This window comes from Lutispora saccharofermentans, assembly GCF_024363565.1.
Lineage (GTDB): Bacteria > Bacillota > Clostridia > Lutisporales > Lutisporaceae > Lutispora > Lutispora saccharofermentans.
This window is the reverse complement of the sequence record NZ_JAJEKE010000028.1, coordinates 1-15,341: the sequence shown is the minus strand read 5'-3', so window position 1 is coordinate 15,341 and position 15,341 is coordinate 1. Positions and strand designations below refer to the sequence as shown.

The window sequence follows — 15,341 nt, the reverse complement described above, 5'->3', positions numbered from 1 at the left end:
AGTAGAATCAAACTTATGATTGGCAAAACTTTTTAAAAAAGGATGAGAAAGATGAACATACAAATATTCGGAATAGATAAGTGCTTTGATACAAAAAAAGCACAAAGATATTTCAAGGAGAGGAATATTAAATTCCAATTTATCGACTTAAAGCTTAAAGGCTTGAGCAAAAGAGAGCTTGAGAGCGTAGCTTCAGCTGTTCCCTTCAATGATTTGTTCAATACAAAGTCAAAAAACTATGAAAAGCTCAATTTGCACAAGATTACCAACAGGGGCATCAGGGAAGAAATACTTCTGAACAATCCTGAACTCTACAATACCCCTATAGTAAGAAACGGAAAGCAGGCAACAGTAGGCTATAAGCCGGAAGTATGGCAAACATGGGAGTGATCATTTAAATCATAGCCTTATATTATTGATCAGCTCCAGAAAAGTTTTAACATCTATTGAGCCTTCGGCATCTATGCCCTTTGGAGGCTGTATGTCCTGTTCCTTATCCAGATCCCAGTATTGACTGTTATAGTTCCATGTCTTGGTAACCTCCATATCAATTTCAGGATAATAAAGCTTGCTTTTCAGATTGATGTTCTTTTCCATTATATAGCCATTGGCATCAATAAAGACAGTGTATTCCATGGACAAGGGCTCTAATGGTCTTATACCGGCGGTGAGCATCTCCTTGATTCTTCTATCGGCAATTTTATCAGAATCCAGCTCGCTGAAAACCAGGGTGTTTTGGCTTAGAGCATGCAGAAGTTCATTTTTCAAGGTTTTTAATCTCTCGCCCTCCAGGGTGATCCTTAACTCTTTGACCTTGATACCTCCTTCCGGTGTGTTGAGGATTTTTCTTCCGTTGCTCATCATGCTGTCTCTCGTGATATGCTCGTCTGCAATATCAGCAAGCACAGCAGTTATATCATTATTAAAAGAAAGATTTTGCCCTTCAAAGCCGTATTGCTTAAAAAATTCCTTCACGAATTCATGGGATGTAAAGCGTACATATTTAGGGATTTGAAGCTTTTCAATGATATAGCTGTCCTTATCCTTGTACAACTTGCCCTCCAGATTATATATATTGAATCTGATATAGCCGTCGCTTATATATTTATCCTGCGTTACATCATACTGCTTTGTAAATTCAATCCTAAAATCCTTAAATTTATTTAGGGTTTCATATAGTATCGCCGCTTCCGGACTGCGATTTTTCCCATTTTTTAATATCGATCCCAGCTCGACCATATCCGCTTCATTGCTGAAGGTCAAACAAACTTTTTGCTTGCCGGTTTTTATTGAACTTGTTTTTTCTTCTGCCTGCTCATATATTGCAAAAACATCTCCTGTACACGCTGCAAGACCGAATAACAGCACGGCGAGTAAAAATAATGGCAATACGATCCTTAACTTTTTCATCAAAACACCTCCATGCACTTTCTAATAACATCATAGTTGATTGCAGAGCGTTTATCCTATGCATAAAGATATATCTTTTATACTTTAACCGTTACTTAAGTCATATTATTTTTTATTCCGAATATTGCAAGCTGAGTCCTATCCCTTAGACCAAGCTTGCTCAATATGTTGGAAAGATGATTCTTTACGGTTCCCAAAGACAAAAACAGTTCATCGGCTATTTCCTGATTGGATTTGCCCCGGGAAACCAGAACCACAATTTCCTTTTCTCTGCCGGTCAATAGATTTATTTGTCCGCAATTGTCAACGCCGGTCCCAGCATTGGCCATATCAGCAAATTTTTTTGCTACCTTTGCGGCTATGGTGGGCTCCATGAGGACACCGCCATTATGCAAGGTTATTATAGCCTCGATGATGGAGCTAGGAACTGCATCCTTTAATATGTAGCCGTCGGCTCCATACCGCAGAGCTTCAAATATGTATTCGTCATCATTGAAGGTCGTCAATATCAATACCCTTATATGGGGAAAGTCCCTCTTTATAAGCCTTGCGGCCTCTACTCCGTCCATTTCAGGCATCTTGATATCCATAAGCACTACATCAGGCATGAGCCATTTGCACATTTCATAAGCTCTTTTGCCGTTCTTTGCAGAGCCCGCCACCTCTATTCTGTCATCGATGCCAAGAAACATCCTCAGGCCCTCCAGAAATATTTCCTGATCATCCGCTAACAATACTTTGATTTTATTCATATATATCACCTGCCGGTATCAAGGCTTTTATGAAAAAACCTTTATTTCTGCTGCCATAATCAAAACATCCGTTCATTTCATCGAGCCTTTCACTCATGCCTTTAAGCCCATAGCCTTCAATGACTTTTTCAGCACCCGATCCGTCATCCTCTATCATAATCTTTATATGATCTTTCTCCCGATTAATGTTTATTGATATATTTTTTGCTCTGCCGTGCTTTATGGAATTGGTCAAAGCCTCTTGAATAAGCCTGAATATAAGGCTTTTATACTGCTCCTTAAAGAATGGAGTGTCTGCATGATCATTAAAGACGATAACTGCTGCCGTTTGTTCTTGAAATCGCTTGATCATTTCTATTATATCGTACTTGTCATTCCTGAGCTTTTCAACGGCTTGTCTGGCCTGCCGCAATGCTTCTCTGCTGCTGCCTATAGAATCCCGCAGCAATCCAGAGCTTTTGTCTTTATCGGTATCAAAGACATGATATGCCATTTCCAGCTGCATAATAAGGCCTGTAAGGGTATGCCCCAGGGAGTCGTGGATTTCCCTGCCTATCCTCAGCCGTTCATTTGCCTTTGAAAGCTCTTCGATTTTTACGGCGGACTCCTTCTGGGCCGATGCATAATTGAGGATGGTTATGATAAAGCTCAATATCAATAGCTGAAATAAGAATTCGTTGTCAAATTTATAAAAATATTTTATAAGGGAAATTCCGGCGATAAAAGCATTTATCCAAAGGGCCTTCTTTCTATCCAACACCAGGCCTGCTTCTAATATCAGGAAGATATAGAAGATATGCAGGTAGTTGTTTATGACATATTTTGATAAGCTTTCAAGAGCAAATATGAGAAATGCTTCTGCCAAAAAGGAAGAGAAATAAGTTTTGCCTTTAATAAGCATTTTGCTTCTGATATATTGTCCTGCTAAAAGCGAAATGAATAAACCTATAAAAGCTATGGCCCTGGCACCATCTGCATGTTCCTTGATATATGCCATGGCAAAAAGCAGTACCACCGCAATGGACTTGGTTAAATATAAGCTTTTTTTGAAATTCACCTTTTTCACCTGCCGGAATTTTATATATATAAGTTGCGGTAAATATTTTACAAAACTGTCATTGTTATGAAAGACCGGCTTTCTTGTCATCCTGAGGGCTGCGCCCGAAGGATCTAATTTGAGATTCTTCGAGCTGTGCTCTCAGAATGACCAGATATGTTTTCGTTTATCGTGGTGCGGATAACGCGTAGTAATTCTGAACGAAACAAAGTGGAGTGAAGAATCTGGTTAAGATTCTTCGCATACGCTCAGAATGACGGCATATGCCTTTTTAAAACTACAAATGCATTTATTGCAACTTATCTATCAACTTCTTGAGCCTTTACATATATACTCATTATAACACTATAAAAAAAGCACAGAAACCAGCTTAAGGTATCTGTGCCATCCTATTAAAAAATATCTATATTATTTAGAAACTCTATCTTTTCGCCTTCATGAACCGTAAAGACTTTTTCCCTTAACTTTCTATGTTTGCTTTCAGGATCTGTGGAAATAACATCTTCGATTATAATATTTATCTTCCATAGATTGTCTTCTTCCTTTAAAATAAACTTTTTGTATTTCTCCAAGGGCATATCTAAACCCCAATCTACTGTTTGCTTTGTATAAACATATTTAGAGCTTCCATCCTTGCTCGTATAAACATTGGATGCGTACAGGGGCTCGATTTCTGCCGACGGATACCCTGCCTCTTTGACCAGCTTATCAAACTTATCTTTTAGCTCCATAAGCTTGCCTTCGTCCGCATCTAAAACTTCTTCCATGGAGACATAATTTGCAAGCGTGCGTATGCCATTTGAATATATATAAAATTTATCTTTTTTCTTTTGGCTGTCTAGATATCCTGAGTCCGGGTGAACAAGAGGCGCTATTCTTTTTTCGTAGGTCTTAAAATTAATGGCCAGTGTATAAAATCCATATTCTGCTTGTTCAAATTCTTTGATTGTATTTATGATTTTATTTTCTTCAGATTCTGTATTGCTGCACGCAATGAATAAAAAAATTGTAAAAAGAATCAGGCAAATAACTTTTCTTTTCATAAAAAATCCCCCATCATGGAAAGCTTTGGCACTGTAAGCGATACACTATTTCAAGCCTATACTATATGAAGAGAGCGAAAAAGTAAATAGTCCCAGGACAAGAGGTAATATATTGAGGATAAGATGAAAGTACAGATGAAGTCTCGTTCAATGTTGACATAAAATAAAATTAGTAATATACTACAATTAGTAATTTAGTAAACTACTAATTGTAGTATATCTATTGGAGGTTAAATTTATGAAGATACCAACTACTTTAAAGCATAAACCGGTTATAGTATCTGAAAACTATGAGAATGTTGACGGCAGATACGCCTATAATACAGATGCCAAAGGCCTTTCCCTGGGATTAGCTCAGTGGAATGACCGGGGCAAGGTGGATATTTCGGCCAAGGTTTGGAGGTACACTGGAGAAAAATGGTCGAGACAGTCTGAAGAATTGCCGCTGCATAGAGTGCTTGATCTGGCGATACTTGTTTGCAGGGCAAAGCTCCATTTTAATGAGGCCTACCGGTATGAGAAGCTCTACGACACGGAAAACCCTGTGATCGACAGGGTCGGCCTCCAGGGGGATGCCATGACTGTGGCCGTGTGCACCGACAATGAAAAGATTGATGAAGATATAAAGCTTTTCAGACGGGCTCTTGAAAGCGATGATGAGCTGATCGGTGAAAGATTGCGCACATTATCAAGAATACTGAAAGAAATGGGGTACTGATATATGAGCAAAACCAGGAAAGAAGTAAATATGTCTGCTTTCCTAGATGAGGACGGCAAGATAAAACAATGGCCTGCATCCAGCAGGGCTAAGACAGCCGTCCTGGCATATCTGGCAGGCAAATTTGAAAAAGACAGAATCTATAATGAAAAAGAGGTCAACGGGATCATCAATTCGTGGCATACCTTCGGAGATTATTTCATATTGAGAAGGTCTCTCATAGATTACAAATTTCTAGGAAGGACTGCCAATGGAGCTGAGTATTGGGTGACCGCAAAAGAGGATGAAAAAGAAGGAGACAGCTGATGGATAGAAAAAAAGAGCTTAAGGAATGGTATAAGAATATGAAGCCCGATATGGGCATATTTATGATTCGATGTAAAGAAAATAACAAGTGCTATATTCAAGCAACCCATGATCTGAAAGGGGTTATAAACGGTGCTAAAGTCCGTCTAGGATCAGGGATGCACCCCTATAGGGAGCTGCAAAAGGAATGGAATGAGTTTGGCGAAGATAATTTTGTGATTGAGATACTTGAAAAGCTTGAGCATGATAAGGACGAAACCAAAACCGATTATAAGGATGATCTGGCTCTTCTGCAGATGATCTGGGAAGAAAAGCTGGCCCAAGAAGGCTTAGAGTGCTATAAAAAATAGAAAGCTTTCTGCCGGCTTCTCATACTTTCCTTTGTATTTTCCCCACCAAGAACAAGATTGCCGGTAATACAATGAAAAGGATGATATTTGTCGGTATTGCTATGAGGTTGGAGAAGCTCTCCGGTTCAAACCTGTTTTCGGCAATAAACAAACTAAAGAAATAGACGAAGATCAGCGTAGGTGCAATCAGAAAATTTATATTCGACATATTGGATAAACCCACAAAAATGGCTATAATGAAATGAGTCAAGCTTATTAAGATAGAAAAGATAGCTGGGGTTTAAGCCTGGTATATACTGATTGACATGCTTGGCATATGATTGTTAGAAGGAGTCTATATGTTCAAATTCTCAATATCAGATAGCGATATATTAGAAAATACAGTCAATACAGCCACTTATGCAAGAGGTTTAGCTTATTATAGCAGCAATAGGGTCAGAAATTTCTCTTTTGACGAAGACAGCCTGACTATCGTGGCTGATGTAATAGGAAGCAAAAAATACAGAGTAAAAATTGAGCTTTATCAGGATAGCACCGTGGCAGACTATGAGTGTGAATGCCCTGCCTATTATGAGTATGATGGAATCTGCAAGCATATTGTTGCAGTGCTTAAGGCTGCCCAAGGATTCTTCGGCAAAAAAGGAGACATGATCAAATCTGACAAAAAGCCCTTGCAAATCAATCCAAACAAAGAGATATTCAATTTTTTTGATGCCTTGCAGGTTAAACCGGCTTTAAAAGAGATAAAACTGAAGCTGCTTTTGGAGATGGAAGGGGGCTATAGGAGGAATAATTTTTCTATAGAACTCCGAATAGGGGAAGAAAGATTATATGTGGTAAAAAGCCTCAAAGATTTTATCAAGGATCTGAATGAAAGAAAGCTGATCCAATATGGCAAAAGCTTTACCTTTGATCCTGATGAACATGGTTTTTCTGAAGCGGATCAGCAGATCATCAAGCTGATAAAAGAACAATATGATAATGAACAGGTTATTATGGCAATGAGCTCCTACGGATATGGCAATCCAAGTGCTTTTAAGGGCAGGAAGCTTTACATATCTGATACGATATTGATGAGGCTTTTCGAAATATTAAAGGATAAGCCTTTTGATTTTAAGTTCTTTGACAGCGATATGACCGATATGAAAGTATGGGAAGAGGATATTCCGCTTAAGTTCAGGCTATATAACAAAAATGAAAATATGGTGTTGAATTTGAGCATTGACGACTCCTTATATCCATTGACTAAAGGGGGAGAATATTTTCTTTGTGAAGGAAAGATCTATAAGCCCTCGCATAAGCAAAAACAGGCTTTTGTCCCCTTTTTTAACTCCATGGTAGCTAAACACAACCAGGAGATGGTTTTTTCTTCTCATGACAAGGAAAGATTTGTATCGGAGATATTGCCTTACATAAAAAAAGCCGGAGAAGTATATATAGATCCAAATCTGGAGCGGAGCTTTTATCAGCAGGAGTTAAATTCAAGGGTATATTTTGATAAGCTGGACTCTGGAATTTCAGCCAGGATAGAGTTTTGCTACGGAGAGGAAGTTGTTGATCCTTTCCTTGCAAAATCCGATGATTCGCCAAATGGCAGAATACTCATACGGGATGCGGAGAAAGAAAGAAACATAATCGGGTTGTTGGAAAAAGCAGAATTTAAAATACTTAAAGATAAAGTTTATTTAGAAGAGGAAGATAAGATATTTATTTTTCTCAATGAGATATTGCCCCAATTGCAAAAACTATCGAAGGTTTATTATTCAGATGCTTTCAAAAGGATGACCATAAAGGACCCGCGCTCCTTCTCGGGGAGAGTAAGACTGAATGAAGGGTCGGACTTGCTGCAGTTTTCCTTTACCTTTGAAGGCGTAGACAGAGATGAACTGCAAAGCATATTCAATTCCATAAGAGAAAAAAAGAAGTATCATCGATTGAAAGACGGCTCCTTTATGCCTCTTGAGGCATCGGAGATCATAGAAGTATCGGAGCTTTTAGAGCACCTCCATATATCAGGGAATGATCTGAAGGGTGAAACTCTGGAGCTTCCGAAGTATAGAGCTCTATATCTAGATAAAAAGCTCCGTGAGTCCAACCTGGTAAACATAGAAAGAAATATTGCCTTCAAGCAAATGGTGCAAAATATTCAGGAGCCTAAGGATATGGATTTTGAAATTCCCGGAGATCTGGGAAACATCCTCAGAGATTACCAAAAGGTAGGCTTTAAGTGGCTGAAAACTCTTGCAGCTTATGGCCTGGGCGGTATCCTGGCAGATGACATGGGTTTGGGAAAAACTCTGGAGGCCTTGGCATTTATAGTATCAGAAAAAGAAAAAGGCGTAGAGCCTGTATTGGTAGTGGCTCCGACATCTTTGATCTATAATTGGCAAGCAGAAGCTAGGAAGTTTGTGCCTGATATGAACGTAATGGTAGTAGCCGGCTTGCCTAAAGACAGGCAGGAATTATTAAAAGATGTCACTGGTGCTGATATGGTAGTTACATCTTATCCATTGATCCGCAGGGATATTGATTTGTATAGGGGAATGAAATTCTCCTATTGCTTTTTGGATGAAGCCCAGCATATTAAAAATCCGGATTCCATAAATGCCAAATCAGTAAAAATACTAAAGGCAAAAGGCTTCTTTGCCCTAACCGGTACTCCTATTGAAAATTCATTGACTGAATTATGGTCAATATTTGATTTTATACTTCCCGGATATTTATTATCCCACGGTAAGTTTGTAAAGAAATATGAGAAGCCGATTATTCGGGAAAAAGACGAAAAGGCATTGCGGGAATTGGGCAAGCAAATAAAGCCCTTCGTTCTGAGAAGAATGAAGAAGGAAGTGCTGAAGGAATTGCCCGAAAAGATTGAAAGCAAGATGGTTTCTGAGCTTACAGATGAACAAAAGAAAATATATATGGCATATTTGGAGCAAGCTAAAGGCGAGGTATCCAAAGAAATTGAAGATAAAGGCTTGGAGAGAAGCCAGATAAAAATATTGGCAGTGCTCACCAGGCTCAGACAGATTTGCTGCCATCCGGGGCTGTTCATCGATAATTACACCGGAGGCAGCGGTAAAATGCTATTGCTGGAAGAACTGTTAGAAGAAGCTTTGGCAAGCGGCCACAGAATTTTGTTGTTCTCTCAATTTACCTCCATGCTTTCAATCATCAGAAAGCATTTGGAAAAGCAAAAAATAGAGTATTTTTATTTAGATGGAAGTACAAAATCGGAGCTTCGCGGAGAAATGGTCCAGTCGTTTAATAATGGGATAGGAAAGGTTTTTCTCATCTCCCTGAAGGCCGGAGGCACAGGACTCAATCTTACAGGAGCAGATATGGTAATCCATTTTGACCCCTGGTGGAATCCGGCAGTGGAAGATCAAGCTTCAGACCGGGCCTACAGAATAGGACAAAAAAATGTTGTTTATGTGGTTAAGCTTATAACTCGAGGCACTATAGAGGAGAAGGTATTTGAACTGCAGCAGAAAAAGAAAGAGATGATCGAAGCGGTAATACAGCCCGGCGAAACCATGCTGGCAAAAATGACACCTCAGGAGATAATAGGATTGTTCCAGTGATAAAAACTTATTATCTATTTGCTCAGAATAGCAACATCCTTTATAAATATATGATCCCTGTCATAGTCAATCATGCCTTCCTCTCTCATTTTTTGCAATTCTCGGGAGAGGGAGGTTCTTTGTATTCCAAATTTTTCTGCCAGCTCTTTCTTTGTTTTAATCAGTTTTATCTTGCTGTTTCCTTGAATGTGGTATTCATAAGTTAAAAAGTCCAATATCAACTGTCTTATACTTTTGCCGGATATAAGCTTAATTTTATCTGTCAGCAAAACCGATCTGTCTGATAAATATTGAAGCACCATCAGCAAAAAATCTTTTTTTCTCATGGATAACTCGATGATTATCTCTTTTTTCATATGGAGGATTATAGAATCTGATTTTGAAATTATGGTCATAGGATAATTACATTTTTGGGAAAATAAGAGATTAAGGCCTATAATATCACCCTTTGCGAATTCAGATATTGTAAGAACATTTCCATCCTTATTGATGCTTTGAACTACGACAGTGCCGGAAAGCAGCATGTCCAAGGAGCTGCATTTTTCATTTTGAAAATATATAATGGAATCCTTGGTGTATTTATCAATTCTATAATTGTCGCTGGAAAAAAGCTGCTCTATCTCTTCAGGTGTTATATTTCGGAATAACGGATTTAGCTTAATAAGTTCTGAAAGCTCCTTAATACTCATACTATCTCCTATTTACAACAGCCAGTTACCTTGGTAACTGTGTATATTTCATTTTTATTATAACATTAAACATATTATCAAAATAGGAGGTTGACCAATGAAATTACCTAAGCTGGACATATTTACTTTATCATTATGGCTCATTACGGCAGGCCTATTTTTATTCTTTTTGTTTAAGGACAAAAAGAAAACCCTGAATTCCACCAAAATAGCAAAGGGCATGATGGGAGGGCTCTTGGGAGACCTTATGGGAATATTGTTTCTCATAGGCTTGATACTAACCTTTATACCACCGGAGACTATAAGAACCTTTTTGGGCAAATCCAATGTATTTCTTGCCACAGTCATATCAGCTCTTGCAGGCAGCGTCACTTTAATACCGGCATTCATTGCTTTTCCATTAGTGGGCTCATTGGTCAAAGTTGGCGCCAGCATAGTACCTGCCGTAGCATTCTTGACAACCCTTACCATGGTAGGCTTTGTGACTTTTCCATTGGAAAAGAAGGAACTGGGTCTTAAATTTGCATTATGGAGGAACTCACTGAGCTTTGTATTCGCATTAATTATTGCATTTATTATGGGGGTTATAGCATGAAGATATTTGAAAAAGTTAAAAAGAATAAGCTTTTATCTGCAGTGATTTTGGCTTACGGGATATTGTTTGCAACAATGCCTGACAAAGCTCTTGCAGCTGTAAACAACAGTATGTATTATGTTTTCGAAATGCTTATGATAATGCCTGTAATATTTATTCTTACTTCCCTTGCAGAAGCCTGGGTGCCTAAAGAGGTAATAATCAACAGCTTTGGAGAAAAATCTGGCTTTAAGGGCAATATATTTGCATTTTTATTGGGCAGCTTTTCAGCGGGGCCTATTTATGCGGCTTTTCCCGTGTGCAGGATGCTGCTGAAAAAAGGTGCAGGCATAGCCAATATCGTAATTGTCCTCAGCACATGGGCGGTAATTAAGGTGCCTATGCTTGCCAATGAGGCAAAATTCTTGGGACCCAAATTTATGGCTATGAGATGGGTATTGACCACTATATCCATATTTATAATGGCATATTTTATAGCTAAGGCCGTTAAGAAAGAGGATATGCCTCAGGAACTGGAAACTGATGGCCAGGCAGTAAGCGTAAATCAGGATTATTGCATAGGTTGCGGTGTATGTGTGAATATATGTCCCAAGATATTTTATATGGAGGGCAAAAAAGCTGTTGCAAGAAAGGAAGCTATTGCAGGGCCTATAGCTGAAAAGGTAAGCAAGGCCGCTGAAGCTTGTCCCGGAAAGGCCATAAATTATACATTATAAAAAAGCAGAGCCAGGAAGCCTTCTGCCGGCTTCTCATACTTTCCTTCGTATTTTTCCCACCAGGAACAAAATTGCCGGCAACACAATAAAAAGTATGATATTCGTTGGTATGGCTATAAGGTTGGAGAAGTTCTCCAGCTCAAACCTGCTTTCGGCAATAAACAGGCTAAAGAAATAGACGAAGATCAGCGTAGGTGCAATCAGAAAATTTATATCCGATAATCCGAACAACGATCTTAATATGTTTAAAAAGGCATACGAAAACACAGAGAATAAAAGGAAATCCTCCAGGACCCACAAGGCCGCTGCAAAAGGCTCGGATTTCTGGAAGGTGTTAAAGACCGATATCTCTTTGATGGCTACCATATACGGAGAATGCAGCCTCTCTACAACAGAGTGATCAAAAACTCCTATGGTCATGATATTAAGCATAAGAGTTATCACTGCCAAAAAAAATATTATTTTGATGCTCTCTGATTTTAAGTGATTTTTATTGGTAAACCCGTCGCTGATAAAGAATATCACCAGGTAATAAGCCCAAATGCCTGTGGTGCCAACACTTGCTTTTAGAGCAGGAATGATATCCAGACGGCTTATAGGGGTTAAATACAAAGTCTTGACATTAGGGGCGATCATCAATGCAACCGTCAGGAAAGCAAGTATGGTAATGGGCAATATGATCTCATTCATCCTGCATAAAACTATTATTCCGGAGTACAATCCTATCGCCACGGTTACCAATATTATGGCAATCAATATATCGACCTTTGTATCGGTCATGATAGTTGAGACTGTTCTTTCAGCAAAATACCGCACAAATTTTGAAAGCTCTATCAAAATCCATAGTCCCCAGATCCCGCAGATAATCTTTCCGACAGCTTTGCCTGTGATCTCGCAGACAATATCCATGAAGGAAAGACCGTCAAAGGCTTTGTATAAACGGTCAACGATCAGAGCCAGCAGCAGCAAAAAGACAATAGAGATCACAGGTGAAAGCCATCCTGCCTGTTTCCCGTTCCGGGCTGAATAGATAGGAATCAGTCTTTGTGCCAAAGGGAAGGTAGTCGTCAAGTACAAAAGCATGGCCCGCCTTACGGATATTTTATTCTTATCTGTGGTCATATGCCTTTATTCCCCTCTACTGTGGTATATGGAGTATGCTTAAGAGTATTTTAGTAAAGCTGCTTCTATGAGGGTTTGACAAATAGTAAACCCCCATAGCAAATGCAGCCAATAGCGAAGCAAAAAAAACTGCCATTTCATTTTTGCTCCAATTTCTAAGACGCTTTTTTATTTCTATAAAGCTAATCCCAATAATCAATACAGCTAATAAAATCATCGGTTTCTAATGTTTTCACTCCTTGTGGGCTGTTTAGTGATATATGTTCTTTTGATATCCGAGGCAACCTCTACATCGGTTTTCAGGTTTGCAAAGGCCTCCATCCAAGTATTCTCCAGACCTTGCCATTTGATTGGATGCTTGTGATATATTATGTCTCCAATGCCAAAGACATCTGTATGCTTATCTTTTGCCAATGCAAGGGCTTTCTCTATTTCCCGCTTGATGATCTGTTCCTGCTGATTCTTTAAGTATTCAAGGGTTTGCTCGTTATATATATCCTCTGAGGAGGTCTGCTCGCTTATATTGCTGGACATATCCACAGAAACCGTAACAGCAAGGTTATTGTTATCAAACACGGGGCGGATCTTTGTCCTGGAAGAATGGATCTCCAAGGAAATATCTTTTCCGTCCTTTCCTTTGACCAGTATCACCCCGGATATAACCTTGTTTGTTATCCAGTTAAAGCCTCTTGCTTCTTTTTCAGTGAAGTATCCGATCAGTTTTTCGCCGTCAAAAATTGCATATCCATCCATTTCAATATCATTCTCTCCATCTTCATTCAAGCTTTCTTTAATCCTGAGCGAAGGAAGATACGGGGATATATAGCTCTTATCCAGCGATCTTATGATATCCTTTAATTTAACTCCGCTGGATATCGATAAATACCTGGAATTTTCAAGCAGGCTTTTCAAGTATTTAGATACAAAATATTCATTTTTCACGGCCGTATCCAAAAGTTCCTTTGCAGTAGTATTTTTTACTATAAAAATATCCGTATTCAGGTTTACCTCATAATACCGCGCAAAGAAATCAATGTATTTCAGCAATCCATCTTTTGCAATGTCTTCACTGAACAAGATAAAGTCAACCTGTCCCAAAAATATTTTTCTATCCGAGAATGAATTAAAATTCCTGACCGCGTCAAATAATGTTTTCCCCTCGGAGGTTATGACATCAGCCTGCTTTTTCTTAGCGGACGGATCGCCTGACCCTCCGCTTGTCGATACCTGGTAGGCTGCAGTAATGCTCACATCATTGCTGTCGGTATTTGCTTTATCAATAGCAAGTACCCTGGCGAAGATGATTTCATCGATGTTTTTATAATTTGTTATACCGTCATCACAACCGGTAAAAGCAATCATTATCAAGACCAAAATACTGAATAGTATTCTCTTCATCTGCACACCTTCCATCATTTTTGTCTTCTTTTGTTCGCGGATTTAAGGGTAGGAGGTCGTTTTTTATACCATGAAAGCGGAAGACGGATCAAGGTATCCTTAAGCTCTTCCCTATCGATCCCGGCAAAGGGAGACAGGTAAGGGATTCCAAAGGTTTCAATCCTGCAAAGGTGATGTAAAAAGAGGATGATTCCAATGCTCAGTCCGATCAGACCCAATATACTGCTGAGTATAATGACTAAAAGCCGCCATACTCTTAATGCAAGCCGGACATCATCATTGGGCATGGTGTAGCTTGCTACTGCTGTAGCTGCGATTATGATGACAACGATGGGAGAAATCATGCTGGCTTTGACGGCTGCATCTCCGACGATCAGGGCACCTACTATGGGAACGATCTGCCCGGTGATTCTGGGAAGGCGAATTCCAGCTTCTTGGAGCACCTCAAAGGCTAAAACCATAAAGATCACCTGTATAAATGAAGGAAATGGGACACCTTCCTCTGTAGAAGCGATAGAAATAGCCAGTTCACTTGGTATCATACCCTGGTTGAATTGTACGAGGACGATATATATTGCAGGCAAAAGCAGTGTAATAAACAGCAGGACATATCTTAAAATTCTTATAAAAGAACCGTTAATATAATTTTGTCCATAGTCCTCGGGAGCCTGGAAGAATTGTGCCAATGTAGCCGGTATGATATAAGAGACAGGATAGCCTCCAATGATGATTCCTATACGGCCTTCAAGTATATTGGCACAAAATTTATCCGGCCTTTCCGTACTGATCACCTGCGGAAAAGGAGAATATTTTCGCTCTATAATATATTCTTCAATAAAGCCTACCGATGTTATCCCTTCAATATCGATCTTATCCAATCTCTCCTTAACCTCATTCACCAGATCAATATTGGTAATGCCGTCCATATAGACCATTGCAACAGGCGTTAAGGTCTGTTTTCCTATGATCGTTTCCCGGATGATCAGGTTTTTGGTCTGTATTTTATTTCTGACCGTTGCGGTATTTGTCCTTAAATTTTCGATGAAGGAGTCTTTTGCACCCTTTATGACGCTTTCATTGGTGGGCTCAGTGATGCTCCTCTTTTCGTAGCCCCTGGTATCAAAGGTTAAAGCTGTTTTTTCCTTGTCAAAAATCAAAGCAGTGTTTCCTGTAAGCACATCATTTATTACATCATCCAAATTATTTCTGATTTTTTGTGCATGGTAATATACAGCACCATGATTGATCAATTCGATGATATCTTTTATATTTTTCGATTTGCTTAGCTTTGATTCTTCTGCGAGAGGCTTTAATATGTCGTTATTGACAGCATTCCTGTCAATAAGTCCGTCAACGAATAACAAGGTTGCTGTGATCCTTTCATCTCCGTTGATATATATTTCTGTAAAAACAATGTCATTGCTTTTTCCAAGGATAAGCTTCAAATTTTCAGATATCAATTCCATCTTTACCACTCGATATGTAATTTTTAGGCTGCGTTGAATAGCCTATATTCATTATTTGTATGAATATAGAAATTTATTCAATGCTTAAGAGGTATAAATATGCTGAAGGCGTATATCTTTATGCATGTAATGCAA

15 protein-coding genes are annotated in these 15,341 nt (G+C 39.0%); 7 read left to right on the top strand and 8 right to left on the bottom strand.

Annotation, left to right across the window (positions count from 1 at the left end):
• The first annotated feature begins 51 nt into the window (after positions 1-51).
• Positions 52-390 (top strand): arsenate reductase family protein, encoded by a 339-nt coding sequence (locus LJD61_RS19550; RefSeq protein WP_255229277.1) that lies wholly within the window; start codon positions 52-54, stop codon positions 388-390.
• A 9-nt stretch (positions 391-399) separates the two neighbouring features.
• Here the strand turns inward: LJD61_RS19550 and LJD61_RS19545 are convergent, their stop codons facing one another.
• The 4 genes from LJD61_RS19545 to LJD61_RS19530 all read right to left on the bottom strand — a co-directional run bounded on the left by LJD61_RS19545 (position 400) and on the right by LJD61_RS19530 (position 4,262).
• Positions 400-1,410, bottom strand: coding sequence for a hypothetical protein (locus LJD61_RS19545; protein ID WP_255229275.1), 1,011 nt, complete (start codon positions 1,408-1,410; stop codon positions 400-402).
• A gap of 95 nt (positions 1,411-1,505) precedes the next feature.
• Complete coding sequence (locus tag LJD61_RS19540) at positions 1,506-2,162, bottom strand: response regulator transcription factor (protein WP_255229274.1); 657 nt, start codon at positions 2,160-2,162, stop codon at positions 1,506-1,508.
• Positions 2,155-3,219 (bottom strand): sensor histidine kinase, encoded by a 1,065-nt coding sequence (locus LJD61_RS19535; RefSeq protein WP_255229273.1) that lies wholly within the window; start codon positions 3,217-3,219, stop codon positions 2,155-2,157. Before LJD61_RS19535 ends, LJD61_RS19540 begins: the two co-directional genes overlap by 8 nt.
• Positions 3,220-3,611: 392 nt before the next feature.
• Positions 3,612-4,262, bottom strand: a complete 651-nt coding sequence (locus LJD61_RS19530; protein ID WP_255229271.1) for a hypothetical protein — start codon at positions 4,260-4,262, stop codon at positions 3,612-3,614.
• A gap of 238 nt (positions 4,263-4,500) precedes the next feature.
• Between LJD61_RS19530 and LJD61_RS19525 the strand changes: the two genes are divergently transcribed.
• From LJD61_RS19525 to LJD61_RS19510, 4 genes are all read left to right on the top strand, one after another.
• Complete coding sequence (locus LJD61_RS19525; RefSeq protein ID WP_255229269.1) at positions 4,501-4,980, top strand: DUF6530 family protein; 480 nt, start codon at positions 4,501-4,503, stop codon at positions 4,978-4,980.
• Positions 4,981-4,983: 3 nt separating this feature from the next.
• Positions 4,984-5,286 carry a DUF2087 domain-containing protein gene (locus tag LJD61_RS19520; RefSeq protein WP_255229267.1) on the top strand — a complete coding sequence of 101 codons (303 nt, stop codon included), beginning with the start codon at positions 4,984-4,986 and terminating at the stop codon, positions 5,284-5,286.
• Positions 5,286-5,636: a GIY-YIG nuclease family protein gene (locus tag LJD61_RS19515; protein WP_255229266.1), complete on the top strand. Its 351-nt coding sequence runs from the start codon at positions 5,286-5,288 to the stop codon at positions 5,634-5,636. The genes LJD61_RS19520 and LJD61_RS19515 overlap by 1 nt, the downstream gene beginning before the upstream one ends.
• Positions 5,637-5,974: 338 nt before the next feature.
• Positions 5,975-9,220 carry a DEAD/DEAH box helicase gene (locus LJD61_RS19510; RefSeq protein WP_255229265.1) on the top strand — a complete coding sequence of 1,082 codons (3,246 nt, stop codon included), beginning with the start codon at positions 5,975-5,977 and terminating at the stop codon, positions 9,218-9,220.
• A gap of 14 nt (positions 9,221-9,234) precedes the next feature.
• Here the strand turns inward: LJD61_RS19510 and LJD61_RS19505 are convergent, their stop codons facing one another.
• Positions 9,235-9,909, bottom strand: a complete 675-nt coding sequence (locus LJD61_RS19505) for a Crp/Fnr family transcriptional regulator (protein WP_255229264.1) — start codon at positions 9,907-9,909, stop codon at positions 9,235-9,237.
• Positions 9,910-10,021: 112 nt separating this feature from the next.
• Between LJD61_RS19505 and LJD61_RS19500 the strand changes: the two genes are divergently transcribed.
• Together LJD61_RS19500 and LJD61_RS19495 are read left to right on the top strand one after the other, a co-directional pair.
• Positions 10,022-10,504 carry a permease gene (locus tag LJD61_RS19500; protein WP_255229299.1) on the top strand — a complete coding sequence of 161 codons (483 nt, stop codon included), beginning with the start codon at positions 10,022-10,024 and terminating at the stop codon, positions 10,502-10,504.
• Positions 10,501-11,220 carry a permease gene (locus LJD61_RS19495; protein WP_255229263.1) on the top strand — a complete coding sequence of 240 codons (720 nt, stop codon included), beginning with the start codon at positions 10,501-10,503 and terminating at the stop codon, positions 11,218-11,220. Before LJD61_RS19500 ends, LJD61_RS19495 begins: the two co-directional genes overlap by 4 nt.
• 33 nt (positions 11,221-11,253) lie before the next feature.
• Here the strand turns inward: LJD61_RS19495 and LJD61_RS19490 are convergent, their stop codons facing one another.
• The 3 genes from LJD61_RS19490 to LJD61_RS19480 all read right to left on the bottom strand — a co-directional run bounded on the left by LJD61_RS19490 (position 11,254) and on the right by LJD61_RS19480 (position 15,206).
• Positions 11,254-12,342 (bottom strand): GerAB/ArcD/ProY family transporter, encoded by a 1,089-nt coding sequence (locus LJD61_RS19490; RefSeq protein ID WP_255229262.1) that lies wholly within the window; start codon positions 12,340-12,342, stop codon positions 11,254-11,256.
• A gap of 213 nt (positions 12,343-12,555) precedes the next feature.
• Positions 12,556-13,740, bottom strand: coding sequence for a Ger(x)C family spore germination protein (locus LJD61_RS19485; protein ID WP_255229261.1), 1,185 nt, complete (start codon positions 13,738-13,740; stop codon positions 12,556-12,558).
• A 14-nt stretch (positions 13,741-13,754) separates the two neighbouring features.
• Positions 13,755-15,206 (bottom strand): spore germination protein, encoded by a 1,452-nt coding sequence (locus LJD61_RS19480; protein ID WP_255229260.1) that lies wholly within the window; start codon positions 15,204-15,206, stop codon positions 13,755-13,757.
• Positions 15,207-15,341: the final 135 nt, after the last annotated feature.